We start from the raw sequence: 24918 nt of genomic DNA on the forward strand, positions 1-24918 counted from the left end.
AGTATGGAATTTTTATAAATTAAAAATCTACAATAATATATTTATTTAGTAAATTATTGTAGACTTTATAAAAGTATTTGTTAAATTATTTTACAACAGCTATATAAATAGTATCACTATTATAGAAATTTTTAATATAAGTTCCTAAATCCCAACTATAAGTACTAGGATTTATCATTCCTAAGTATTGAGATGGAGTTTGACCAGGTTTATGACACCAGCCACCATCACTGCATTGTAACATAAAATGATAATCATACATGCCTTGTTGATAACCAACTCTTAATGCAATTCTATACTCATTAGAATTTATAGGTGCTGTTGCAGAATTTATTAAACGGCTAGATCTGTTAGCTTTAGATAAATCATTTAAAACATATTTGGCAACTGTATTTACATCAGCCTTTTGACCTCTTCCAATAGGGCTACCAGATGAATAATATAAATCACCAGGATTTAAAAATGCATTAAATCTTGATGCATATCCATAACAATTTATTTTAGTAGTTGTAACAGAAGTATAATCCCAAGCAGCACCAGTATCTGAAGTTGACATTGGAACATTGTATAAGTTGGAATCATTATTATTTTTATTTAGCAAATTATTATTAACATCATTTAGAATGCTATTTATTAAATCTTTATCAAAATCTGAAGTAGAATTAAGATATTTTTTTACCTCATTTTTACTAACTACTTCCCCAGATGAAGTTTTTATAAAGTCATTATTCTTTTGTGAATTATCATCTGAGGCAAAAGCAGGAGATGATAATGAAAGTGTAATTGCAATAGCCATAATTACACTTAAAAACTTTTTAAACATAATAAGACCTCCAAAATATTTTTAATTACATACATATTTTACCATATATATATTTTGAAATATTGTTTTAATAAAAATTTAACAATTTAAATTGAAAAAATATATTAAAAATAACAGTCATTAATAATAATGACTGTCACTAAGCTACTTATTAGTTATTATTTTTATAAATTCAATTTTATCATTTTCATCTTCAAACATTTTAAAATAATCTAAAATTTCAATAGCAAAGTCTATAAATGCATATCCTTGAGCAGTTATAATATTGGTATCTTTTACAACTCTATCATAAATAAAGTTTTTCCTAGGAAATGGGTCATCTATTTCATTAAATTGTTTTATATGTGAGTCAGTCCAAGTAGTAATTGATGTTGTGTATTTTTTATTATCTAGAATGGAAGCTTTAGCAAGAAATAGTGGAGCTGAACATATGGCACCTATAAGTTTATTGTTTTTATCTAACTTTTGTATTAATGTTATTAATTCTGGGCGTAATTCTAAATTCCAACCACCAGGAATAATTAAAGCATCAACATCTTCAATTAAGACATCACTAACAAGGTTTGATGATTTATAAATAAGCCCTGATTTACTTTTAATTAATTTACTTTCATAAGATATTGAAATAATATCTTTATTTAAGTTAGCACTTAAATTATGAACTAAAAAGTTAACTTCAAAATCAGCCATTTCATCATAAATGAATAGTAATATTTTCCCCATAAATAAATCCTCCTAATTTAACTCATATATATTATTTTCCCTTTTAAGGATTTTTTCTTCAATAAGGCCTCTACGTAAAGCACAAAAATCATCATAAAAGTCAGCAAGGATTAGATTAACTTCTTTTTCAGTATATTTTTTATTAGGAAAAAAGTTTTTGCCTATTTCTTCTAAGATAATTTTTCTTTTCTTTTGCTGAACAGGAATAGATCTTAGCTTTCCATATTCAAAAAACGAATTCAAAACATTATTTTTATACTCATTTTCACGCTTTATTTGTATATCACTTTCAAAAGTGTTCATATTAATTACATCATTTAAACTTAATGCAAGTATAGTGCTATTTAAATGATATAAAGTATAATATTGTTCCTTAGTAGAAGATACTAATTTTGCATCTTCAAGTTTTTTTAAATGAAAAGATACTGTAGATGCTGATAAATCTAATCTTTCAGCTAATAACTCAACATACATAGGTGATTTTGATAAATTATCTATTATTAGAAGACGAGATTTATCGGAAAGGCATTTAAATATCTTTATACAATCAATATCCATTTAATTCTCCTTATAATACTTATTAAAGCAGTTTATAAATATTTGCTTTATTTCATTTGCAGTTTCTAATTTAACTTTTTCTTTGTAGTATTCATCTATCATTCCAAATTCTTCATCTTTTATTAATTTTTCTTTCCAAGACTTTGGAAGTTTATTAAAAAAATCAATATAGTTATTAAATAAATTTTTAAGTTCTATATTTTCAGAGGTTTTATTAATACAACTTTGTTTATAACTTACATTGAATACAGTAGAAAAAATCTTACAGATATTAATTTTAATATTTTCAAGTATTGCTTCATCATTGCGGTTTTCATTTGATAAGGTTGTAGCATTGTTTTTAAAATTTGTCATCAAAGTAGTAAGTTCTTCTAAATAATCTTTTCTTAATTCTTCAATAATTATCATAATTGTTACCTCCATATATGATTATATAAATATAAAATAGAAATAATTAAATGTATTTCTATAATCATCTAATTAAATTATAATAAGCATTTCAATATTAGTCAATATATTTAGAAAATTGAGAAATTAAATTTTTATTAATAGAGAAAGAAGTACTTTAAAGGTAAACTTTAAGTTATGAAAAGAATTATTTTCAAATGAATATATCTATGTAGACAAATAAATTTAAATTCTAATGTAGACCAAATAATGATATTATAGTAGTTACAAGGTTTATTGAATAATTTAACTTTGTAAGGAATTACTGGATTTAAATTTCTAAAAAATTTTAGCTAATTTGTCTATTATTTTTTAGAAATTTAAAATTTAATAACAAATAGCAGTCAGAATAGAGGGAAAATTATGAATTTTAATTTTAAAAAAATGCAGAAAAAGTATGCTAAAGAAATTTTAAAATGGCACTATGATGGAAAGTATTCTTTTTATGATATGGAATTTGATAAAGAAGATTTAGAAGATTTTCTAGAAATAATAGAAAATGACAACTGGGATAATTATTATGTGGCATTAGATGAGGAAGAAAATCTTATAGGTATGTTTACTTATAATTTTAATATGGATGTTATGGAAATTGGTTTAGGATTAAAGCCTAGTTTAACAGGTAAAGGTATAGGAGAACATTATGTAAAAGCTGGTATTGAATATGGTTTACTGGAACTTGGTTTTGAAGGAAAACAAATAAAATTATCTGTTGCCAACTTTAATAATAGAGCTATAAAAGTATACAAAAAAATTGGGTTTAAAGAAGTAGGTAGATATATTCAAACTATAAATGATGAAAAATATGAGTTTATAACTATGATTAAAAATGTGTGAATAAAAATAAGAAAGTGAGAATATGTAAATGAAATCAAATTTGAAAGAAACAATTAAAAGTATAAGAGAAAATGATTGGACAATTCAAGAAGATATCAACAATTATGAGCTAACTTTAGAAATGCTGAGAAATATAGGGTCTACTGATTCAGAATTTAGAGATGATTTAATACTTACATTACTTATTAAAATAATTATAGAAAATAGGATATCAAAAGATGAAATAATGAAACTTTTAGATATTTGTTTAGGAAAAGATTATTTATTTTATAATATAGGAAAAACTTCTGATGATTCAGTATTTAAACGAACATTTACTTTATTAGCAATAGAAGTAATTATATATACCAATAATCAATGTGAAAAACAATTTATTAAAGATGAAAAAGTATTAGATGTTTATAGAAAAATATTAAGATACACTAATTTAGAAAGAGATGTACGCGGGTATGTTAATATTAAGGGATGGGCTCATTCAAGTGCTCATACATCTGACGTACTATGTGTTTTAGCAGAATCTAAAGCAACAGGACATGAAGAGTTAATTAAAATTTTAGAAGTTGTAAGAGAAAAAGTATTTATAGATTACTATACTTATATAAATCAAGAAGATGAAAGGCTTGCAAGAACAGTTACTTGTGTATTAGATAGAAAAATTATAAGTGATGAAGAAATGATAAATTGGATAAAGAGTTTTTATATAAAAGATAAAAAATATACTAATGAGGAAGAACATTTAAGAGAAAATATAAAGATATTTTTAAGAAGTTTATATTTTAGATTTAAAAATTTAAATTATGACAAAAATTTTATTTCTAACATAGAAAAACAAATTGATATGCTACCAGCATATTTTTAAATAGGTTATTGGAGGAACAGAAAAATGAAATAAACTTTACAAATACTGAGGAAACTATAAAAAAATATATAAGAATTTTCTTTAAAATTCTAATTATGGGGTGTGAAGGATGGATTATAGAGATAATTTAAAAGAATATCTTATAAATATAAAAAATAATAATTTTGAAATTCCAAAAGAAGTTGAAGTATATGATTTAGTATTAAATATGATGAAAAATATAGGGACTATTGATTCAGAACTTAGGGATAATTTTATATTTACATTAATCTTTTACATAATAAAAGATAGAAAAATTTCAAATGATGAGATGAAGAAACTTTTAGAAATATGTTTAAGTGAAGATCATTTATTTTACAAAATTGGCAACATTGAAGATGACTCAGTGTTTAATAGAGCGTTTAGTGTTTTAGTTATAGATGATATTATTATGGCTAACAATGGAGAGAAAACTAAGTTTTTAAATAATAATGAAATAATTGATGTGTACAATAAAGTTTTAAATTATTTTATAGAAGAAAAAGATTTGAGAGGTTATGTAAATGAAAAGGGGTGGGCTCATTCTGTTGCTCATACGGCTGATGCATTATGTAGTTTAGTAAAATGTGAATGCATCAAGAAAAAAGAAATAGGTAATATTTTAAAAGCAATAAAAGAAAAAGTGTGTGTAGATAATTATACATACATTAATGAGGAAGATGAAAGATTAACTAATATTGTTGTTGAAATATTAAACAGAGATATCATAAGTAATGATGAAATATTACAGTGGATACAGTGTTTTAGAAATGTTAATTATAAAGGTAAATATCCAGAAGATGGACATTTAAAAGAAAATAGAAAAAAGTTTTTAAGAAGTCTATATTTTAGATTAATTAAGTTAGGATATGATAAAAAAATTGTTGAAGAAATAAATACAATATTAAGAGAAACATCAAATTTTTATTAGAATCATGTTTAAGACAGAAATGTTTATAACATTATATTAAGATAATTATTATATTAAACTTAAATTAGCAATTAGAAAAATAACTTATTATAGGGGAGTATTAATGGGGTTTGTAAAAAAAATAGTTGGAGATAAATGCTATCTTTCACCAGTTGATGAAACTGATGTAGAGAAGGTAACTAAATGGAGTAATGATTTAAGAGTATCCATAAGAACTGGAGATATTTCAGATATGATAACTTCAGATTTACAAAAAGAATATTTAAAGAATATGAGTAATACAGGATATGCTTTCTATATAGTTGATGCTGAAGATGATGAAGCAGTTGGTATTATAAGAATTATGAGAATAGCTCGTATTAATAGACATGGTGTTTTGGGAGCATTTATTGGCGAAAAGGATAAAAGAAATAAAGGAATCGGAACAGAAGCAACAAAATTAATATTAGACTTTGCATTTAATGTAATTAACTTGCGAAATATTATGATAGAAACTTTTTCTTTTAATAATAGAGTTATTAATATGTGTAAAAAAGTTGGATTCAAGGAGATTGGAAGAAGAAGAAATGTAATTATATATGGTGAAAATGAGTTTGATGAAGTTTTTATGGATATATTAAATTCTGAATTTAATAAATTATATGTATCAAATATATGTGAAGCATTAAATTAAAATGCAATGTATAACGAAGATGGGCATAGCACATATGATAGTGAATTATTAAAAGCAAATAAAATAATTAAGCATCATAATATGGTTCTTAGTGAATGGTTTGTAAATTTAAAATTAACAAATGACATAGTATTTTAATATTTAAAATTAAGGATATACAAATTAAAAAATTTGTATATCCTTTTATAATAAAAGAAAAAATTATAAAGAAATTCTTTTATCTACAACTCTTCTTAATTTATTAGTTCTAGAAACACGTTTTATTTCTTTAGGTTTTAATATATTCACATTTAATTCTTTGATCAAATTACTTTTTAAGTCTTTATTAAGAGCTATACATTCATTTTTTAGTTCAAATTTAACTTTATTTGCAAGTAAACTTTTGTCTAATTTAATAGAACTATCTTTTAATTCTATATTACAATTAAATTTAAGCATGTTTTCTAATGGCTCAATAGTTACTTGATAAAATGAAGATAATGGCTCAAATTTTGAAATAACTGTATCAAGTTGTTTCAAATGTATATCACTAGCATTAAATCGAATAATATCGTCACTTCTACTTAATAATCTGAATTTTTTAGAGGTTCGTCCACAAGAACATTTTTCATCAATCCAGTCTATTTTATCGCCAACTCTAAAGCGAATTATAGGGTGTAGTGTTCTTCCTAAAACTGTTACTAATGCATCACCATCTGTACTTCTTTCTAAATAGCACCAATCTTCGCAAACATGATGTTCACGATCATCACAGTGAGGACATGTAAAGCCAATAGGACCAGTTTCTACGGCAGCATAACCCATAGAACAAATTTTTTTAGCTTTTAAAGTTTTCTTTAAATACTCCTTTGCAGGTTCAGTTAAATGATCACCGCTGTAATAAATATTTTCAATAGTAATATCTAAAGACTTTTCCTCTATTCTTTGAGCTAGAAGTATTATATTTCCAGGGATACTCATTATTGAATTAGGTTTAAATAATTTTAAATATTCTATAGTTTCATCTTCATCTTGATTTGAGGTTATGGAAAGAATTTTACATCCTGTTTCTTCAAGACCATCATTTACAGCTATATAACCAGTCCAAAGTGCACCAGATTTCATATAATTTGCAACATAGTCATTTTCATTTATACCAGCAGCTCTAAAACCTTGACCAAAAACTTTTTTAGCTTCTTTAAATTCTGAATTACTATAGTTTATATATTTCATTTTCCCAGTGGTTCCACCAGCAGAGAAGGTGTATGCATTATTGGGAACATCTGTTAACATAACAGAAGACTTGTCTATACTATTCTCAAATAAATGCTTTTTCTCAAGGATTGGAAGTTTACTAAAGTCATTTAATGATTTCAGTGGTAATTCAATATCTTTATATAATTCACTGTAGAAAGGTGATTTTTTAGCTGTTAACAATAAATTATTTAATCGAGAAAGTAAAATTCTATCTTTTTTATTAGTATCTAAATAATCTATGCCTAAGGAATCTATACATATGTTTTCTGTATTTATAAATTTAACAAGAAGATTTGTAAGGTACATTCCATCATGTGGTGAAGCTGGATCATCACTACTAGACATCATACCTGGTTTGCAAAAACGCATGACACCAATATTCATAAAATCTTCAATTATATCTTGAATGTTGTTATTACAAGCAATAGCAGTTGTGGACATATAATATTTAAAATTAGTCATATTACCATGCAATATATCTTTATAATTTTTAATTTTATTGATATAAATTGTTCTATTTAATGGCGAAGGAATTATATCATCGCTATTTTGAATTATTAAAGTATGATTAGCATTATTACCTTCAATTAATTTAGTTTTACCATTAAACTCATTCCATTTATTTAATTCTCGAACACTTTTTATTTCAATAGCTGAATGCAAATCTATTTCAGGCTGAGGACATTTTAAACTTAGATTCTCTAGAGCACTATATAAAGCATTTATAAAAACATCTGTATTTTCATCTTCTTCAATAAAAATATTTTGACAACTTGTACAAGCCCGTTGTTCCCAATAAACAATATCATTTGCAAAACCTTCAGCGGCAGAAAGTATTTCTTCATAAGATAAGTTTTTACAAACTAAACCATAGCTTAATTTAGGACCAAAGTCATATAATTTTGTTTTTGCTGAAAGGCCATTTTTATAATTTATAACAGAATCCTCGCCACCAAATAATAAGATTGCATCACAAATGCTTTTAATGTAACCGGTTACTTTTTCGTTTTCTTTATTCCAGTAAGTTAAGCATATATATGGATATATTATATTATTTGTATCAGCTTCCATAAGTGCATCTAAAAATATAGATGGAAATATGAAATCTTGACTAGAAACTTTTAAAATATTTATATTTTTAGTTATGATTCCATAAATTAAAGAATCTACTGCACCTAGAAAAACATTACCAGCGGCAACATGACATAAAAGACCTATAGGCATAGCTCTTTTAATCTTTTGATTATATTCATATACAAATGTATCTAAACAATGATAATTTCCAAGTGAAGACAGTCGTTTACTTAGATTTTCTCTTTTTAATATATCTTGAAGAATATATAAACCTTCTTCAACCATAGAGTGAGAATAAGAAAGCAAATCTGGCAATGAACTCATTATTTTCTTAAAATAGATAGAGTTTTTATCAGATATTAATGTACCAACTTTTTCTAAGACAATAAGAATATCATCTATAGGAACATCATTAAATTTTTTCAACTTGTCTTTAAGAATTTCTTCATTTAAGTATTCTTTAAATACATCTAAGTCTAAATCTTTTGATTCATTTAAAACGTTTCCAAACAAAACATGTTTAAAATTATTATTCATAACTATGCCTCCTTTTGTTTATTAAGAATTTCTTGAGCTGCAATTGAACAACCTTTATGTTTTTTTAAGCCACCTCGAGAAATAGATTTTATATAAAGTCCATCTATACCACAAGGACAGTTTTCACCTATAGTAACAACATCCTTTGATAATACAGATAAATTAGGTTGAGCTGTATTATAAGGTGTAAATAATTGCAATAAACCTTCTTTATAAGTTGGTTGAATTTTCATGGTTAAAGGGTCTCTCACTATTAAACGACTATATATAGGTATATGATAATGACCATATGGGCAAGAACAATAAGGAACACCATGTTCAGCCATTCCATAAGTATCACCTATATTTTGTGATGGAAGTTTAATTGTAGATTCTATATAATTAGAGAATTCGTTTAATGTCATTGATTTTCCAAGATGGTTTTTCCAACCACCACCAGCTACAATGAAGCTATCTTCATGAACAGAAACTGATGTACTAAGTTTTTTAACTTCTTCTAAAAGCTTGTACATATAAGCTGGAAATCCCAATAATCTAACGGGTGCATCACTTGAAAGCTCTATAAATTTTCTGGCCCATTTCTTTTCATCAAAATAATAAGTTTTTTTCTTTTCATCCCATTCAATAAGCCAATGAGTAGACTTACTAGGAGCTAAAGACATAACAAAATTATCGCTCCAAGAAGTACCTACATCGCTAGCTTTTCTTATATCATAAGCCATAACAAAATAGTGAACAGGTTTTGAACTAGTGTAACCCATTTTCTTGAAAGTATTATAAGATAAGGTTTCTAATCTAGTAGTAGAATCTTTATCAAAAAATGATTGAGTTTTTTGACCACCAGTACCAGAACTTTTTAAGGTCATGTGTATATCCTTAGGTTTTACACTACAAAAACCATGGTATTTCATAGTTTCAACAAAAAGAGGTGGTATATTAAAAATATCATCAATAGATTTTATTGAGTTAATATCAATATTTGATTTATCATATAAATATTTTATATAAGGTTGCTTTTCTAATTGAAATGAATAATTTTCAATCATAGCATCAATAAAAAGTTTTTCAGATGTTGTATTTAAATCAAAGGATTCAATCTGAGAGCAAAGTTCATTTATTTTAGTAAACATATTTATACCTCCTACTAATTTATATTTTCTTTAATAATATTAATGTTTGGATCAGAATTCATAACATAATTTAAAATTTTATTGCCTATTTCAGATTCTGTTTTAATACTTGAGTAATCAATTAATATATTATTTAGATATTGAAGAACTAATTTATTATTACCAACATCCCCAGGAATAACCCCGGCAAAAAAGAATCCTATATTCTCTAAATCCTTAATATAAAGTGGGGCATCTGGATTTTCTAAATCAAGATACAAATAAATAACTTCAACTTTATTGCAACATAATTTTTTAGTTTCTTTATGTAAACATTCAATTAAATTTTTTCCATATGAATTAATATGGATAGAAGCAGAGTCTATAGAATCAAAATTTAAAGTATATTTACATGGTTTATTTTTTATATGACTTATTTTAGAATCTATAAAAGTAACATCAATATTAAATTGAGAATATATTTCTTTGATAATTTTCATATGGTGCTTACATATATATAGTTTTAATTTAAAATTAGTCTTTAAATATTTATAAGACATTAAAAGATTGTCTCTATAAGATGAATTAACTTCAAAATTTTTAAAGTCTAAAGATTTAATTTTACATAAAAATAATGCACAATCTTTAAAATTATAATTATGTGCACTTTTTTGTGAATATGTATGGACACATACAGCATTAACATATACACCAGTTAAATTTAAACTCTTGCATTCACAAATAAGATTTTCAACGATTTTATTAAGGCAATTTAGACCTCTGTATTTTGGGTGTGTAAAAGCTGCTAATAATTCGCCACTATCATTATTGGGTTTTAAGCCAACATGAGAAATTATTTTATTAGTATCTGTAACAGCAACATAAGAAATTAATTTATTAGTATTGTTTAAATTTTCTATTTTATCAGGATAATAGATGTCTTCATCCATATAACTATATCCATAACTACTATAGGCACACCTAGAAACTTCTAAGGCTTCATCACTATGCATTCTTCGTACAATATAATTTTTATTATCTATATTTAATGATTTAGAACAATTAGAAATTGTATTATAATCATTTTCTATGAATTCATCATAAGATTTAATAATGGTAATTTTTCGTCCATTTACCCCTAAATTATCAAAATAGATGTTATCTACATAATTTTTAATTTCACAATTCCTAAAACTATGTGTAAATTTTTTAAATAAAGTTTTATTACAGTTATATAGTAAAGTGTTAAAGCTATAAGGCATCCCTTTTTCTTGAATAATAATTTTTAAATACTTAGAGTGTTTTTCAAAATCAATAGAAATTGAATCAATATTATTTTCTTTATATCCATTGATAATAATATTTTCTAATATTGTTTCAATACATAAATTAATATTTTCAAGATTTAAGATATTAGAAGGAATACCAAAAGTAAAATCTTCTAAAATATTGATAACTAAAGGTATTTGCTTTAATTTTGCATTAATTGATATAGACATATTTTCAATTAGTATATTTTGTAATTTTTTGTATTCCATAAATACACCTCCATTCAATATTTATAATAGTAATCAAATAAAATTTTCAAAATTTAAACAATAATATGAATAAATTATAAATTATATAGATAAAAATTCAATATTAATGTCATGAGAAGGAAGAAAAGAGGTATAAGATATATTTATATCATTATAAATTATTTCATCCATTTCAACATATTTTTTCTAAAATTGTAGCTAAGTGGAATTATTTCACTATAATTGTCAAAATATATATTAGATTTCTTATAAGATATATTTTCTATTTTCTTTATTTTTGTTATATTAACTAAAAAAGACTTGTGACATTTTACAAAATAACAATTATTAATCATATTAGATAGTTTTTTTAGAGATACATTTTGCACAATATATTTTTCTTTTATAGTGTGAATAATTGAAGTTTTACCAAACACTTCAATGAAAAAAATATCATCTATAAATATCTTAAATATAATATCATCTATGGTTAATGTTAAATATTGCCTAGGAATTTCAGATGTAGAAGTATCATTGGAATTAGTTAAAATATTTATAATGTCAATAATTTCATTATCATCATAGGGTTTTAAAATATAGTCATAGCAATGAACTTTTTTAAAACAATCCAAAATATATTTCATGTTATAAGTTGTGAATATAATCCATGACAATGTATATTTAGGTATATCTCGCAATTTAAGGCTTAGATCTAGCCCAGAGGAATCTTCTAAAAAAATTTCCACAAAAAAAATATCAATTTTATTTTTAATTGATATTTTTAAAGCATCTTCTTCATTAGTAGCTTCAAAGATATTTAAATTTGATTTTGACAAAAGTAATATTTTTTTAATATGGTCTCTATCTTCTAGGTGCTTATCTACTATTAATATATTTATCATTTTATATACCTCCAAATGTAATATAGGGTTCTAAGCCCAAGTTTTAAATAATACCATTATCAAGTGACAATTGTAAACTTATATTTAAATATAAGTTAAGTAATTTAAACATTATATATTAATTATAGGTTAACTATTGCGTCAATAAATTTAGTGCCAAAAATACTATTTTAAAATTATTTAAATAATATGAGTATGAAATTGAATAAAAACAACTATATAATTTTAAAATAAATTTAATGAAATATAAATGAAATGGAAATTTAAAGTTTAATTTAATATTTATAAAAACAATCAATACTAATTAAATTTATGAAGGGAAAGCAAAAGTGGAATAGAATAATGTTTATATAAAATACTTATGTTAGGGAGCAGAAAGAATGAAAATTTTAATTTTAGGGGCAAGTGGTTTTCTAGGTGGACATTGTTTTGAACTTTTAAAAACTGAATTTAATGTATTAGGCACTGTAAATAGTAGTAATAGTAATGATGAATTTATAAAATTAGATGTAACAAAGGAAGAGGAAGTAAAAGATATAATTGAAAATTTTAATCCAGATATAATTTTATGGACACTTATGAGTAATACTAGTGAAAAGTACTTAGTTGAATTAGGATTGAACAATGTTTTGAAATATATTTCAGATAATAAAAAGATAATATTTATATCAACAAATGCTGTTTTTAGAGGAAAAAATGGAGATTATAAAGAAAATAACAAACCAGAATACAGAAATAGTAGGGATGCTTTAGCAGAATACTCTAATGCAAAAATTGATGGAGAAAAAATTGTTATAAGTCATGGGAATTATATAATTATTAGACCAGGAATGTTGTATGGAAAAGATATAAATGGAATTTGGGATAAAAAAACTACTAATCTAATTAATTTATTAGAACATAATAAGGAATTTGTTAGAACAGAAAATATGTATAATACTTTTGTGAAAGTAGAAGAAATGGCAAAGGCGATAGTAAAGTTAATTAAAATTGATTATAAGGGAATTATTCACTTGGGGCCTTTAAATAAAAATAGTTATTTTGAATTTTATAAGGATATGGCAAAGCAATTAAAACTCAATAGTAATTTAATTATAAGTAATAGAAAAAGTATATATGAATGTATAAAAGAAGATAATTACTTAGATTTTTCACTGAACACATTTAAAGTAAATAAATTATTGGGTGAAATATTTAGTAACATATAATTTAAGATATTAAAAATATATTAATAGCAATTTCAATAATGTATATTTAGTTAAAGATTCATTAAAAATTTATTGAAAATGATACAATAAAAGTAAAAATATGTTAATGTATAAGTATCAAATTTTAAAAGGGGGAATAAAAAATGAAAAAGAAATTTAAAAGTTTATTAATGTGTATGTTAACTGTATGTATGTTGTTTGGTACAACATCAATAGTATTAGCTGGTCCAGGTCCAGCTAATGATGGCTATGGTAGTACATGTGCACATAAATTTCAAAAGGTAGGAAATAGAATAGATAAAGAAACTGATAGAATGTTAACTATATTTAGATGTACAAAATGTGGATATGTAAAGGCAGAATAAAAATAAAGTGAAAAATACAAGGTAATTAATTACCTTGTATTTTTCATTTTATTTTTATTCAACTTTAATGCCGAATTATTTTTGAAATAGATTATTTTATATTATAAACATATAATTTTTATAATAAGGGTATTACACTTAAATATTTATATATGAAAGGTTATGAGAATTTATGAATATAACATGTAGAAGATTTAATGGCAGAGAAGATTATTTTAGATTAAGAAAGTTTATAGAGGAAAGTATTTCAGAGTCAGGATCAAAATTTTATTTTAATATAAATTCATTAGAGTTTGGTATTGACCATAAGGAAAATAAAAGTTATATAGAAGCTATTTCAGAAGACTTACATGATTCTTCATTTCTTCTATTTGAAGGTGATAAACTTATGGGTGGAGCAATGATATACGAAAGAAACCAGTTATTTATAAATCCAAAAAATAAACATAGATTTAGTGAAATGTTTAAAGCTTTAGAGGAAGAGGTGAATAAGTGTATAAGAGATGGAAGTGTAGATCTTGGAATTAGTAGTTTTAGTGAATCTTCATGGCGTCCTTTTGATGGTGATGTTAATATAGAAAAAGTTTTAATAGAAAATGGATATTATAGAACAGAAGAATATTGGGTATTAAGAGATTATTATAATAAATATCCTATAAGTGAACCTGAATTGCCAAAAGGATATTATATAAAATCCCTTTGTGATATTTTAGATATAAGTAAGGTAATTGAAATATATAATGATTGTCTAGGGATGGAATTTGATGAAGTTTCATTAAGAAAAGCAAGAGAATCTTATGCATATAGAGATGAATTAGATATTGTAGTTATGTCACCAGAAAATAGTCCGGTAGCATTATGTAGTGGTAGATATGATGAAAAAAATAAAATGGCTAGTTTTGAAGCAGTAGCTTGTATTAAAGAGCATAGAAGAAAAGGAATAAGTAAAGCAATGATGTTATATGCATTAAAGAAAGCTAAAAATTTAGGTGCTACAGTATCAACAGTGTTAACACTTTGTCCAGAGCAATTTCCAGCGCCTAATAAATTATATGAATCAGCAGGATTTACATTGGTAGGAAATAGACATACCTGGGAAAAGTTAAAGAATAATAAATAATAGACTTAATATAATATGAAAATAATGTAAACTTAATTAAAAATAAATTAAAATGTATAAATAATACTTATACTTTAGGAAAAATATGGTAATATATAAAGGTAACTCGAATTTAAAAGGGGGAAAGAAAAATGAAAAAGAAATTTAAAAGTTTATTAATTAGTATGTTAACTGTATGTATGTTATTTGGTACAACATCTATGGTATTTGCATCAAATGCTTCAGATGGCGGTGGTGCTGGTTGCAGACATCAATTTAAAAATGCTGGATCAAGGTTAGATAAAAATGGAAATGCTGTAACTATGTTTAGATGTGTAAAGTGCGGATATATAAAATAGAAATAAATAGAAGATACAGGGGAATTTAGTACCCTGTATTTTTTTGTTCAAATTTAATACTGAATTATATTGGTAATATTATATGAAGTTATATAACAATATAATTAAAATATATTAAATAAAAAATGGAGGAAGTTATGAATTTTAATGAATTTGTTTATGAACGAGCTTGTTTAGATAAGAATGAATTTTTAAGCTTAATAGATAGATTTAAAAACTCTAATACATTTGATGAACAATGTTTATTAATAGATAAAATTAATAAAATAAGAAATGAGTTTACATCAATGAAGGTTATAAGTGAATTAAGAAGAGATTTAGGAATAGATAAGGAGTTTTATTGTAATGAAGTAGAATATTATGATTATGCTGAACCTATATTATATGAAGTTGTTTGTGAATTTTATAAAGCACTAAATAATTCTAAGTTTAAAGGTGAACTTAAATTAAAATATGGAAATAAAATATTTAATTTAGCAGAAATGAAGATAAAATGTGTTTCAAAAAATATAGTGGAAGAGTTGCAAGAAGAAAATACACTAATAACAGAATACGTTAAATTGAGCAACAAAATTAAAACAACTTATAAAGGAGAAATTTTCGGAGTTTGGGATTTTGAACCGTTAATATGCTCAGAAGATAGAAAAATTAGAAAAAATGCATATGAAGCACAATCAGGATTATTAAAAAAATATGAAAATGATATGCAAAATTTATTTGATAAATTTGTACAACTAAGGACTAAAATGGCTATGAAAATGGGATATGATAATTTTATTGATATGGGATATGCACGTATGAATAGGATTGGATATGATAAAGAAATGATTTCTGAATTTAGAAATCAAATATTAAAATACATTGTACCACTTAATAATGAATTAATAAAAAGACAAGAAAAAAGATTGGAAATTGATAATGTTAAATATTATGATGAATCCATATTTTTTAAAGATGGAAATCCTAAAATACATGGAGATTTAAAATTTACTATAAATAAATTTTTAGAAATGTATAGAGAATTATCAAAGGATACAGAGAAGTTTTTTGAATATATTATAGACAGAGGGGTTTTAGATATTGAATATAGGAAAGATAAAGATGATGGTGGATTTTGTGAATATATACCTAAATACAAAACACCATTTATTTATACTAAATTTAATTATACAATAGAAAATTTTAATGAAATAATACATGAGATAGGACATGCTTTTCAGAATTATTTATGTAAGGATTTTGATATACCGGAATATATTATTGCTACAGAAGATATATCGGAAATACATTCAATGAGTATGGAATTTTTTATTGAGCCATGGTTAAAAGAATTTTTTAGAGATGGAGAAAATAAGTATAAATTTTCACATATGTGTAGTGCGTTATTTTTACTTGCATACATTGCTGCTGTTGATGAATTTCAACATTATATATATGAAAAACCCAATGCTACTTTTAAAGAAAGAAATGATATGTGGAGAAAGGTTGAAAAAAAATACATTCCATATAGAAATTATGATGGAAATGAATATTTGAATAGGGGTTCGTACTGGTTAAGGCAGTCACATATATTTTGGGGACCATTTTACTATATAGATTATGGAATAGCTCAGTTTTTAGCATTTAATTTTTGGAATAAATCTAATGTTAAGCGAAAAGAATCATGGAATAATTATATAAATGTATGTAAGGCTGGAGGAAGTAAGACATTATTAGAAACTATTGAAATTGGAAATTTAAAAAATCCTTTTGATAAAGACAGTATGAAATGTGTTATAAAACCTATTAAAAAATGGTTATTTGAAGTTGAAGAAATGTTATAAATTAAAATTAATTTATTATCTAGAAATTTAATTCATAGAAAGGATATATGTTTTAATGTAAAAGTGGGGTGAATTCATATGAGCATTAACTTTAGATTTTATAATGATAAAGATTTTATGAAGATTGAAGAGATGATTTTAGAAAGTTATAAATGGAGTTTACCAGCATGGGGACTTAGTAGGCATGAGTTTACTAGAGGTGCACATATTGCTTGGGGAAATGTATGTGATAATTGGAGACATACAATTGGAATTTGGGAAGAAAATAATAAAATTATTTCAGCAGTAATAAGCGAAGCAATTTGGAATAGTGAATGTTTCTTTTTATTTGATAGCTTAGAAAGGCAAAATAACACTAAGTTATTAGAAAGTATGTTTCATTATGCTGAGACATATTTTTCATGCTTTAAAAAAGACTATAAAGATAAAACACGATATTTAAGATTATTATTAACACCAGAATATAAAAAAGTTAAGGAAATGGCTATTAGTAGAGGATTTAGAAAAGAAAATGATTTAGAGCGCTTGCTTATTATGCCATTTGGTACAAAAGAGTTTGAGATAAAATTACCAGAAAAATACAAAATTTTAGATGGTACAGAAACTCCAGATTTCTACTTGTCAAACACGCATATGTTTTCTTTTAATTATACACTTCCTACAGCGGAAACAGGTGAAATAGGATTTAGTGAGCTTAGAAAAATGCCCAATTATAATCCTAAGTTAGATTTATGTATCGTTGATGAAGAAGAAAAACCAGTTGGTATGGCAATTATTTGGTATAATGAAAAAATGCCATATTGTGAATTAGAACCATTGGGAGTAGTGTGGTGGTGTAGAAGAAAAGGAATTGCTACAGCACTTATACATGAGGCTGCCAATCGCGTGATGAAGATAAATCCTAAATGCAGAGGAATGTTAGGTGGGGATCAAAAGTTTTATTGGGATTTAGGATTTGAAGTTGAAAGTACTTCAGAAATTTGGCATTGGCAAAAGAAATTTTAGTATATTTAAAATAAGTTAAATTTTTTATTATTTATGAATGTGTTTTGATAAATAATATTGAAATAGTTCTATAGCTCAAATAGAAATATTAAAAAAATATTAAAATTAAACAAAAAAGTGAATAAAAGGTAAAAAATAATTAAAAGATAAAACATAATATGAAACAATTTCCAATATGTGTTAGTATCTATTTATAGTTAAATAGAAGGGGGGAATAAAATTGAATAAGAAACTAAAAAAAGTAGTAATGACTATACTTACAGCAACTATGTTATGTGGAGTTTCATCTTTAGCATTTGCAGATGAAGGTCATCATCCAGGATTGGATGATGGACATGATCATAAATATCAAAAGGTGTATGTTATGAATAATGACGGTAATTATGTTTTAAAATGGATATGTAAATATTGTGGTCACGAAGCTTAATTTAATATTTGTGAAGTAGTAGCAAAATATACAGGTATTTGACCTGTATATTTTGTTTAATTTTATTTAGAAATAAACTATTTTTGTACTATATAATCAATATAACCTTGTGTTATTTTTTCACCTTCATAGATTCTTTGAAGAATTCTACTTTCTTTAAATAAAATATTCATATCGTTAAAATGTTTTTCTGCTTCATTTAATTCATAGTAAGTATGAATAATCTTTTCATCACCTTCATCTTGCAAAAATTCTCCATGGTTTACTTTTTCACCTTTCCCATAATCAGAGTCATATATAGAAAGAAAATTTATAAAGCAAAGTCCATTAGGTTTTAAAACTCTTTTAATTTCATTTACTGATTGAGTTATTTCTTCTTTTGTCATATGAAAAATAGTATTGTAAGAGTATATGAAGCTAATAGAATCATTTTCAAAAGGAAGATTTCTAATATCACCTTTTGAAATATTAAGAGACAATTTATGTTTATCAGAAAAAATATTGGCTTTTTCAATTTGAGTTTCACGAAGTTCTATTCCATAAGTTTTATAACCTTGACTTGAAAATAAAGCAAGAGGTGGCAAGTTTCCACCAGCACCACAGTCTAGAACCGTTTTGTCTAAATCAATTTTATTACAATAGGATAGGAAATTATAAAGCTGAGTTTGCCTGAAAATTAAATTCATATGAAACCTCCAATAAGTTTATATTTAAGCTAAGCCAATTAGCATGTAAGATATTATACACTTTTTTACATTAAATTACATCATATAAAAATATTTACTTTAATGATATAATATATATTGATATTTTTAAATCACTTAATATTCTGAAAATATTAAGGATATTAAGTTAATTTTTATATATGAAAGGATGAATTTATGATTTATAAAGCAAAGAAAGATACAAGAAAAAATTTAATTGATATGTTTAGACATATGGATGATACAATGATACTTTCATGCTTGCAAGGATATATGGGAGATGCTTGGGTTGATAATATTAAAAATCCTAAAGTAGCTCAAGTTATAGTTGGAGTTTTTGTTTTTTATGCAGGAGATTGTAGTTTAAAAGAAGCAGAGGAATTGTTATATAATTTACCTGAATATGCACTAATAATTGTAAATACACCTGAATGGAAAAGAAAAATAGAAACTATTTATAATAATCGTGCAGAAAAATTTCAAAGATACTCATTTAAGAAAAATCCTAAGTATTTAGATGTTAATCATATCAAATCTTTTCTACAGAGAGTACCAGATGGATATGAGTTGAAAAGAGTAAATTCATATTTAGCACATTCATTTTCATTTCAAGAGCTTTCTAAAGATTTTACTAGTCAATTTCAATCTATAGATGACTATCTTAATAAGGGCATTGGATATTGTATTTTAAAAGATGACAAAGTTATATGTTGTGCATCATCTTATAGTGTATATGATGATGGAATTGAAATAGAAATAGATACACATCCTCTATATAGACGAAAAGGTCTTGCAACTATAGCAGCTTCTGCATTGATTTTAGACTGTCTAAATAGAGGCAAATATCCTAGCTGGGATGCAGCAAATATGGAATCTGTTAAGTTAGCTCAAAAGTTAGGATATGTGCTAGAAGGTGCATATGATACTTATTGTGTTGATAATGAAAAAATTTAAATAGTGTAAGTTGGGAGTAGTTTGATATGAAGATTTTAATAGCTCAGCCAGTACATGAAGGAGGAATTCTTCAATTAAGAAAAGATATTGAAAATAATGAAGATGTAGATTTAGTTATATATCCAGAAGGATATATATGTGATGAGATTTTATTAGAAGATACTTGTAAATTAGCAAGATTACACAATACCATGATAATTACTTCATATAAAAAGGACTTTAAAAACAGAGCATTAATAATTGATAAAGATGGAAATAAGATTTTAGAAAGATGGAAAACTCCAGCAGAATTTAAATGTGAATTATATGAACCTTTAGTGGTTGAAACAAATAAACTATGTATTGGATATTTACTTTGTATGGAAATTTTAAAAGGATATAGAGATTTAGAAAAAGCAAATAGAAAAATTGATTTTATTGTTCATCCAATTGGAGTAGGTATGTTTAGTAATGAGCAGTTTAATCTCTGGATAAATGAAGCAAAGAGAATTGCTAAAAAATATAATACAATGATAATAGGGACAAGTCATGCAGATGGGTCATATAGAAATTGTGGAATTTCAATACCAATTTCTTATTGTATAGATAAAAGTGGTGAAGAAATATATATTTCAAAGAGTGATACTAGAACACGAATAATAGATTTAAATACAAAAACCATAATTGAAAGGGGATAAAATATGATAAAACTAAAAAATGGGGATGAACTAATAATTAGATATGGAATAAAGGAAGATGCTCTTGAAATAATAAATCTCGTAAAACAGGTTATGGAAGAAGTGGAGTTCTTCCCATCAACTTCTGAAGAATTTAATATTACTATTGAAAAAGAAGAAAAATATATTGAGGAAACAGCACTATTTTTAGTTGCAGAAATAAACAATAAAATAGTTGGTTGTATTACATTACATAGGGATAATAAAATTAAAACTAAACATGTAGGTATTTTAGGAATAACTATTTTAAAAAAATATAGTGGCTTAAAAATAGGAAGTATTTTAATGGAAGAATTAATAAACTGGTGCAGAGAAAATGAAATTGAAAAAATAGAATTAGAGGTTTTTGAAAAGAATACTGTTGCAATTGGACTTTATAAAAAGTTTGGATTTATTGTAGAAGGTGTAAAAAATAATGCTATAAAAATAAATGATAAATATGAAAATTTACTATTATTAGCTAAATTTTTAAAACTTAACTAGATGAATAAAAGGAGTGATATTTTATGAAGTCTATAGATGATATTGGTAATTTTATATTTTTAGAAGATAAACCTGAGAGGTCAGATATTATATTTATCCCAGGAGGATCATATTCAGAATTAGGAGAAAGGGCTGCAACTCTATACCAAAATGGTTACGCAAATCTAATACTTCCATCAGGAAAATACAATCCTAAAAGAGGATGCTTTGCAGGCCCTTCATCAAAAATTAACATATACAATGAAGAATATAAAACAGAATGGGAATTCTTTAAAGGTGTTTTATTAAAAAACAATGTAGATGAAAATGCAATTTTAAAAGAAGATTGTGCAGAAAACACCTATGAAAATGCATTTAAATCTCGACAAGTTACAGATGAACTAGGATTAGATATAAAAAAAGCAATAATATGTTGTAAGTCTTTTCATTCTAGACGTTCATATATGTACTACAAGTGGGCATATCCAGAAACTAAGTTAATTATGTGCACTTCAGATGTAAATGATATAAAGAAAACTAATTGGTTTGAAACAGATAAAGGCATAGAGAAAGTTATGAATGAATTAAGTAAATGTGGCTCTCAATTTAAAAGTTATTTTAAAGAGGCTATATTAGAAAATGAAGTTCATAAATAATTTACTGAAAATTGAAACTATTTAAAGGTATTTTAATATATATCTAGAATAAGATGAATTGAATAGAGATTTATTAATGAACAAAAGGAGTGGTGCTTTATGAAATGTTATAATTTATTTTATGCTACTGTAAATAAAATGCTTCAAGCAAAGGCCAAAATGACTCAGTCAGCTATACTTTGCTTGGAGCCTAATTTAAAATTTTAGCTGAAATAGGTTCCTTTACATGCTTAGGCATTAATTAGTAATTATGCTTACTGTTTCATGGCCTTTGCCTTAATTAAAAAAATTAAGGAGGGGCAAATTTTATGAAACATGTTAAAGCACATAATGTGTTACCAAAGGAAGTTATAGAATTAATTCAAAAGTATATAGATGGAGAATATGTATACATTCCAAGAAAAAGTGAAAATGAAAAAGCTTGGGGTGAAAAGAATGGAACAAGAAATAGTCTTAAAAAGAGAAATAATGAAATTTTCAAGAAATATATTAGTGGATATAAAGTAGCGTTATTAGCAGAAGAATATTTTCTATCGGAACAAAGCATTAGAAGAATAATAAGTCAAGAGAAAAAAGCATGTTCGTAAAGACATGAAAAACATTTATAAAAAATAACACCTAATTTGATTGATTTCAAATAGGTGTTATTTTTGTTTAACTTTAATACGGAATCAAGTTGGATATATAAGATAAAGCTGTTAAATAATATAATTTTAATATAAAGAGAAGATTTAGTAAGGGGATGAGATAAAAATGACTAAAAACAATGAAACAATAAATATTATAAAAGAAATTTTAAGAAATTTTGAAAAAGAGTATATAAAAAATGATTTAAAAAATATTGATAATTTTGTTAATGATTTTTTTGTAAATGAAGATGATACAAGTTTTATAGGGAAGGGATTAAATGATTGGCATTTTGGGGTAGAAAATATAAAAAGTGCATTTAAAATTTATTGGGATGATAGTAATAAGCTTTTTAAAAATATAGAACTAGATATAGATAAGTCAATAATTAGTGTTGAAGGAGATATTGCAAGTGTAGCTATTAATGGTAAAAGCACATTTATTAATACTGAAAATTATGTTAGTAAAAATATGGTGAATTGTATGGCTGAAACATTAGACAAAGGTGCATCAAGAAGAGATTTGCTAAAACTTTCAGATGAAATTTCAAGAACTTTATATAATATAAGTTTAGGTGAAACTTATATATGCCCATTTAGAGCAACTATTGTAATGATCAATAACAAGAATAAATGGAAGATTAAACATATGAATATTTCTTGTGCATTAGATGGAAGAGAAATAGTTTTAGATGATGAAAATTTAGATGATACTTTAAAAATTTTAGAAATAAGACAAAAAGATAATGAAGATATAAAAGAAATTAAAAAAATATTAGACATTTTTCAAGATGGATATGATAAACGTGATGAAAAATTAGTGGATATTTATGGAGAAAAATTACTTTGGAATGATGAAAATTTATTTATATTTGGAACAGACCAAGGTGAAGATTTTTATGGGTTTAATGAAGGAAAAGAATTATTTGAAAGTGATTGGAAATATTGGGGAGATTTTAATTTAAATAGAGAAAATGCTTATATTTATGTTTATGAAAATGTAGCAGTAGTTTTATCAAAAGCATTTATAACATTTAATTTTAAAGAAGATAAAGTATGTACTTGGCCAAAACAAAATTTTGATTATTATAAAAAACAGGATAAGTCAAAGATAGAATTGCTACAGGATATGCTATTTTCAATAAATAATGCATTGAATTGTATGCAAGATGAAAAACAAATGCTACCGATGAAATTTATTGGGGTTTTAGTAAAAAAAGAAGGAAGATGGAAGTTTAGTCATATGCATTTTTCCGACATCATTGAAGATGGTCAAGAAGTTAGAAAAAGTGAATAATTTAAAAGAAAGATGTGATATAAATGAAAAATTTAAGTGAAATACAAATATATGATTTAGAAGAGGGTTACCAATTAGAAAAGGCAGATCACAACGAGTTTTCAAAATATTATGGCACTTATTGCGGTCTTCAAAAAGCAGATAATTATTTTAAAAAAAGTTATGAAATGATGCGTTCTAGTGTATCAGAGGATGATGGTTGTTTTTGGATTGTAAAAAATCATAAGAAAATTGGTGGGGTTTTTATAGAATCAAATTATATAGAAGGGTTATTTATTATACCTCCATACAATGATGAATATGAAATTTTAAAAAAATTAAAAAAGACATTAATTGAATGGTCTGATTTGTCAAAGCCTATAATAGCATCAGTAGTGGATTCATCACAAATAGATATTTATGAAAAGTTAGGATTTAAAAAGTTTGAAAGTGGTAGGTGGATGATAAGAACAACAGAAATAATTAGTGATAATTTAAATGAAAAGTATGATATATGTTTACCTAAAAGAGAAAATGAAGTTGAAATGGGAAAATTATTATACGAAGCATTTGAAAATAATGATGGATTAAATTTTAATTATAGTTTAGAAGAATATACTTCATGGGTTAAAGATTACTTTGATGATAACTTAGAAAATGATTTTTTAAATAGAACTTCCACTTTGGTATATGATAAAGAAACTAAAGAACTTGTAGGACTTTGTTATATATCAATTTTTCAGGAGTGGCCATTGATAAGTCAAATAGCTGTAAAGCCTAGTTATCAAGGTAGAGGGATTGGTAGTGATATGATAAAGAAATCATTGACAAATCTAAGTGAAAAGTATCCAGTAGTTAGATTATATGTTGATATAGGAAATGAAGCAGAAAATGTTTATTACAATTTAGGGTTCATGAAGGGTGTAGAATTATCTGAAATGGAACTAAAAGTTATGGAAAATAATATATAAAAAATAATAAAGTTCATTAAGAG

27 protein-coding genes are annotated in these 24918 nt (G+C 24.9%); 18 read left to right on the top strand and 9 right to left on the bottom strand.

The window, feature by feature from the left end:
• Positions 1–85 precede the first annotated feature (85 nt).
• The 4 genes from AC07E4_RS01545 to AC07E4_RS01560 form a co-directional block, all read right to left on the bottom strand.
• Complete coding sequence (locus tag AC07E4_RS01545) at positions 86–823, bottom strand: hypothetical protein (RefSeq protein WP_478215577.1); 738 nt, start codon at positions 821–823, stop codon at positions 86–88.
• Positions 824–967: 144 nt separating this feature from the next.
• A complete protein-coding gene (locus AC07E4_RS01550; RefSeq protein WP_478215578.1) occupies positions 968–1546 on the bottom strand; it encodes a DJ-1/PfpI family protein in 579 nt (192 codons plus the stop codon).
• Between the two features lie 12 nt (positions 1547–1558).
• Positions 1559–2104 (bottom strand): DUF2087 domain-containing protein, encoded by a 546-nt coding sequence (locus tag AC07E4_RS01555; RefSeq protein ID WP_478215579.1) that lies wholly within the window; start codon positions 2102–2104, stop codon positions 1559–1561.
• On the bottom strand, positions 2105–2512 hold the full coding sequence (locus AC07E4_RS01560) for a hypothetical protein (protein ID WP_040327935.1): 408 nt from the start codon (positions 2510–2512) through the stop codon (positions 2105–2107).
• 402 nt (positions 2513–2914) lie between these two features.
• Here AC07E4_RS01560 and AC07E4_RS01565 point away from each other — a divergent pair, with 402 nt between their 5' ends.
• The 4 genes from AC07E4_RS01565 to AC07E4_RS01580 all read left to right on the top strand — a co-directional run bounded on the left by AC07E4_RS01565 (position 2915) and on the right by AC07E4_RS01580 (position 5869).
• On the top strand, positions 2915–3388 hold the full coding sequence (locus AC07E4_RS01565; protein WP_478215580.1) for a GNAT family N-acetyltransferase: 474 nt from the start codon (positions 2915–2917) through the stop codon (positions 3386–3388).
• Positions 3389–3416: 28 nt separating this feature from the next.
• A complete protein-coding gene (locus tag AC07E4_RS01570) occupies positions 3417–4247 on the top strand; it encodes a DUF2785 domain-containing protein (protein ID WP_478215581.1) in 831 nt (276 codons plus the stop codon).
• Positions 4248–4356: 109 nt separating this feature from the next.
• Positions 4357–5196, top strand: coding sequence for a DUF2785 domain-containing protein (locus AC07E4_RS01575; protein ID WP_040327933.1), 840 nt, complete (start codon positions 4357–4359; stop codon positions 5194–5196).
• A 103-nt stretch (positions 5197–5299) separates the two neighbouring features.
• On the top strand, positions 5300–5869 hold the full coding sequence (locus tag AC07E4_RS01580; RefSeq protein ID WP_478215582.1) for a GNAT family N-acetyltransferase: 570 nt from the start codon (positions 5300–5302) through the stop codon (positions 5867–5869).
• Between the two features lie 201 nt (positions 5870–6070).
• On the opposite strand, the gene AC07E4_RS01585 is transcribed toward AC07E4_RS01580, so the two are convergent.
• The 4 genes from AC07E4_RS01585 to AC07E4_RS01600 form a co-directional block, all read right to left on the bottom strand.
• Positions 6071–8716 (bottom strand): acyl-CoA reductase, encoded by a 2646-nt coding sequence (locus tag AC07E4_RS01585; protein ID WP_478215583.1) that lies wholly within the window; start codon positions 8714–8716, stop codon positions 6071–6073.
• Positions 8717–8718: 2 nt separating this feature from the next.
• Positions 8719–9846, bottom strand: a complete 1128-nt coding sequence (locus AC07E4_RS01590) for a LuxE/PaaK family acyltransferase (protein ID WP_478215584.1) — start codon at positions 9844–9846, stop codon at positions 8719–8721.
• A 14-nt stretch (positions 9847–9860) separates the two neighbouring features.
• Entirely contained in the window at positions 9861–11363 is a 1503-nt protein-coding gene (locus AC07E4_RS01595; RefSeq protein WP_478215585.1) for a hypothetical protein, read from the bottom strand.
• A 158-nt stretch (positions 11364–11521) separates the two neighbouring features.
• Positions 11522–12244, bottom strand: a complete 723-nt coding sequence (locus AC07E4_RS01600) for a LytR/AlgR family response regulator transcription factor (protein ID WP_040327925.1) — start codon at positions 12242–12244, stop codon at positions 11522–11524.
• Between the two features lie 380 nt (positions 12245–12624).
• Between AC07E4_RS01600 and AC07E4_RS01605 the strand changes: the two genes are divergently transcribed.
• The 7 genes from AC07E4_RS01605 (at position 12625) to AC07E4_RS01635 (ending at position 18530) form a co-directional block, all read left to right on the top strand.
• Positions 12625–13452: a sugar nucleotide-binding protein gene (locus tag AC07E4_RS01605; RefSeq protein WP_478215586.1), complete on the top strand. Its 828-nt coding sequence runs from the start codon at positions 12625–12627 to the stop codon at positions 13450–13452.
• A 143-nt stretch (positions 13453–13595) separates the two neighbouring features.
• Positions 13596–13817 (top strand): hypothetical protein, encoded by a 222-nt coding sequence (locus tag AC07E4_RS01610; protein WP_040327921.1) that lies wholly within the window; start codon positions 13596–13598, stop codon positions 13815–13817.
• A 172-nt stretch (positions 13818–13989) separates the two neighbouring features.
• Complete coding sequence (locus AC07E4_RS01615) at positions 13990–14937, top strand: GNAT family N-acetyltransferase (RefSeq protein ID WP_478215587.1); 948 nt, start codon at positions 13990–13992, stop codon at positions 14935–14937.
• Between the two features lie 131 nt (positions 14938–15068).
• On the top strand, positions 15069–15275 hold the full coding sequence (locus AC07E4_RS01620; RefSeq protein WP_040327918.1) for a hypothetical protein: 207 nt from the start codon (positions 15069–15071) through the stop codon (positions 15273–15275).
• 137 nt (positions 15276–15412) lie between these two features.
• Positions 15413–17098: a M3 family oligoendopeptidase gene (locus tag AC07E4_RS01625; protein ID WP_478215588.1), complete on the top strand. Its 1686-nt coding sequence runs from the start codon at positions 15413–15415 to the stop codon at positions 17096–17098.
• A gap of 78 nt (positions 17099–17176) precedes the next feature.
• The gene (locus AC07E4_RS01630; protein ID WP_478215589.1) at positions 17177–18103 is read left to right on the top strand and encodes a GNAT family N-acetyltransferase; all 927 of its coding nucleotides are present in this window, start codon (positions 17177–17179) and stop codon (positions 18101–18103) included.
• 220 nt (positions 18104–18323) lie between these two features.
• A complete protein-coding gene (locus AC07E4_RS01635) occupies positions 18324–18530 on the top strand; it encodes a hypothetical protein (protein WP_040327915.1) in 207 nt (68 codons plus the stop codon).
• Positions 18531–18607: 77 nt separating this feature from the next.
• On the opposite strand, the gene AC07E4_RS01640 is transcribed toward AC07E4_RS01635, so the two are convergent.
• Complete coding sequence (locus tag AC07E4_RS01640; protein ID WP_040327913.1) at positions 18608–19216, bottom strand: class I SAM-dependent methyltransferase; 609 nt, start codon at positions 19214–19216, stop codon at positions 18608–18610.
• Between the two features lie 195 nt (positions 19217–19411).
• On the opposite strand from AC07E4_RS01640, the gene AC07E4_RS01645 reads away from it, so the two are divergent.
• The 7 genes from AC07E4_RS01645 (at position 19412) to AC07E4_RS01675 (ending at position 24895) form a co-directional block, all read left to right on the top strand.
• The gene (locus AC07E4_RS01645) at positions 19412–20188 is read left to right on the top strand and encodes a GNAT family N-acetyltransferase (protein WP_478215590.1); all 777 of its coding nucleotides are present in this window, start codon (positions 19412–19414) and stop codon (positions 20186–20188) included.
• Between the two features lie 26 nt (positions 20189–20214).
• Positions 20215–20865 (top strand): hypothetical protein, encoded by a 651-nt coding sequence (locus tag AC07E4_RS01650; RefSeq protein WP_478215591.1) that lies wholly within the window; start codon positions 20215–20217, stop codon positions 20863–20865.
• A gap of 3 nt (positions 20866–20868) precedes the next feature.
• A complete protein-coding gene (locus AC07E4_RS01655) occupies positions 20869–21387 on the top strand; it encodes a GNAT family N-acetyltransferase (RefSeq protein WP_040327907.1) in 519 nt (172 codons plus the stop codon).
• Between the two features lie 23 nt (positions 21388–21410).
• A complete protein-coding gene (locus AC07E4_RS01660) occupies positions 21411–22022 on the top strand; it encodes a YdcF family protein (RefSeq protein ID WP_478215592.1) in 612 nt (203 codons plus the stop codon).
• A 308-nt stretch (positions 22023–22330) separates the two neighbouring features.
• Positions 22331–22609 (top strand): CD3324 family protein, encoded by a 279-nt coding sequence (locus AC07E4_RS01665; protein ID WP_040327903.1) that lies wholly within the window; start codon positions 22331–22333, stop codon positions 22607–22609.
• Positions 22610–22775: 166 nt separating this feature from the next.
• Positions 22776–23945, top strand: coding sequence for a hypothetical protein (locus AC07E4_RS01670; RefSeq protein WP_478215593.1), 1170 nt, complete (start codon positions 22776–22778; stop codon positions 23943–23945).
• Between the two features lie 23 nt (positions 23946–23968).
• Positions 23969–24895 carry a GNAT family N-acetyltransferase gene (locus AC07E4_RS01675; protein WP_430830294.1) on the top strand — a complete coding sequence of 309 codons (927 nt, stop codon included), beginning with the start codon at positions 23969–23971 and terminating at the stop codon, positions 24893–24895.
• Positions 24896–24918: the final 23 nt, after the last annotated feature.

The sequence above is a fragment of the Clostridium amazonense genome (genome assembly GCF_056431285.1).

Bases quoted from the DNA above. Each gene is read 5' to 3' on its own strand.
- AC07E4_RS01545 (WP_478215577.1), bottom strand. From the start codon at position 823: ATGTTTAAAAAGTTTTTAAGTGTAATTATGGCTATTGCAATTACACTT.
- AC07E4_RS01615 (WP_478215587.1), top strand. From the start codon at position 13,990: ATGAATATAACATGTAGAAGATTTAATGGCAGAGAAGATTATTTTAGA.
- AC07E4_RS01595 (WP_478215585.1), bottom strand. From the start codon at position 11,363: ATGGAATACAAAAAATTACAAAATATACTAATTGAAAATATGTCTATA.
- AC07E4_RS01620 (WP_040327918.1), top strand. From the start codon at position 15,069: ATGAAAAAGAAATTTAAAAGTTTATTAATTAGTATGTTAACTGTATGT.
- AC07E4_RS01675 (WP_430830294.1), top strand. From the start codon at position 23,969: ATGAAAAATTTAAGTGAAATACAAATATATGATTTAGAAGAGGGTTAC.
- AC07E4_RS01585 (WP_478215583.1), bottom strand. From the start codon at position 8,716: ATGAATAATAATTTTAAACATGTTTTGTTTGGAAACGTTTTAAATGAA.
- AC07E4_RS01670 (WP_478215593.1), top strand. From the start codon at position 22,776: ATGACTAAAAACAATGAAACAATAAATATTATAAAAGAAATTTTAAGA.
- AC07E4_RS01600 (WP_040327925.1), bottom strand. From the start codon at position 12,244: ATGATAAATATATTAATAGTAGATAAGCACCTAGAAGATAGAGACCAT.
- AC07E4_RS01645 (WP_478215590.1), top strand. From the start codon at position 19,412: ATGATTTATAAAGCAAAGAAAGATACAAGAAAAAATTTAATTGATATG.
- AC07E4_RS01570 (WP_478215581.1), top strand. From the start codon at position 3,417: ATGAAATCAAATTTGAAAGAAACAATTAAAAGTATAAGAGAAAATGAT.
- AC07E4_RS01610 (WP_040327921.1), top strand. From the start codon at position 13,596: ATGAAAAAGAAATTTAAAAGTTTATTAATGTGTATGTTAACTGTATGT.
- AC07E4_RS01630 (WP_478215589.1), top strand. From the start codon at position 17,177: ATGAGCATTAACTTTAGATTTTATAATGATAAAGATTTTATGAAGATT.
- AC07E4_RS01575 (WP_040327933.1), top strand. From the start codon at position 4,357: ATGGATTATAGAGATAATTTAAAAGAATATCTTATAAATATAAAAAAT.
- AC07E4_RS01650 (WP_478215591.1), top strand. From the start codon at position 20,215: ATGAAGATTTTAATAGCTCAGCCAGTACATGAAGGAGGAATTCTTCAA.
- AC07E4_RS01640 (WP_040327913.1), bottom strand. From the start codon at position 19,216: ATGAATTTAATTTTCAGGCAAACTCAGCTTTATAATTTCCTATCCTAT.
- AC07E4_RS01555 (WP_478215579.1), bottom strand. From the start codon at position 2,104: ATGGATATTGATTGTATAAAGATATTTAAATGCCTTTCCGATAAATCT.
- AC07E4_RS01655 (WP_040327907.1), top strand. From the start codon at position 20,869: ATGATAAAACTAAAAAATGGGGATGAACTAATAATTAGATATGGAATA.
- AC07E4_RS01550 (WP_478215578.1), bottom strand. From the start codon at position 1,546: ATGGGGAAAATATTACTATTCATTTATGATGAAATGGCTGATTTTGAA.
- AC07E4_RS01665 (WP_040327903.1), top strand. From the start codon at position 22,331: ATGAAACATGTTAAAGCACATAATGTGTTACCAAAGGAAGTTATAGAA.
- AC07E4_RS01580 (WP_478215582.1), top strand. From the start codon at position 5,300: ATGGGGTTTGTAAAAAAAATAGTTGGAGATAAATGCTATCTTTCACCA.
- AC07E4_RS01660 (WP_478215592.1), top strand. From the start codon at position 21,411: ATGAAGTCTATAGATGATATTGGTAATTTTATATTTTTAGAAGATAAA.
- AC07E4_RS01565 (WP_478215580.1), top strand. From the start codon at position 2,915: ATGAATTTTAATTTTAAAAAAATGCAGAAAAAGTATGCTAAAGAAATT.
- AC07E4_RS01625 (WP_478215588.1), top strand. From the start codon at position 15,413: ATGAATTTTAATGAATTTGTTTATGAACGAGCTTGTTTAGATAAGAAT.
- AC07E4_RS01605 (WP_478215586.1), top strand. From the start codon at position 12,625: ATGAAAATTTTAATTTTAGGGGCAAGTGGTTTTCTAGGTGGACATTGT.
- AC07E4_RS01560 (WP_040327935.1), bottom strand. From the start codon at position 2,512: ATGATAATTATTGAAGAATTAAGAAAAGATTATTTAGAAGAACTTACT.
- AC07E4_RS01590 (WP_478215584.1), bottom strand. From the start codon at position 9,846: ATGTTTACTAAAATAAATGAACTTTGCTCTCAGATTGAATCCTTTGAT.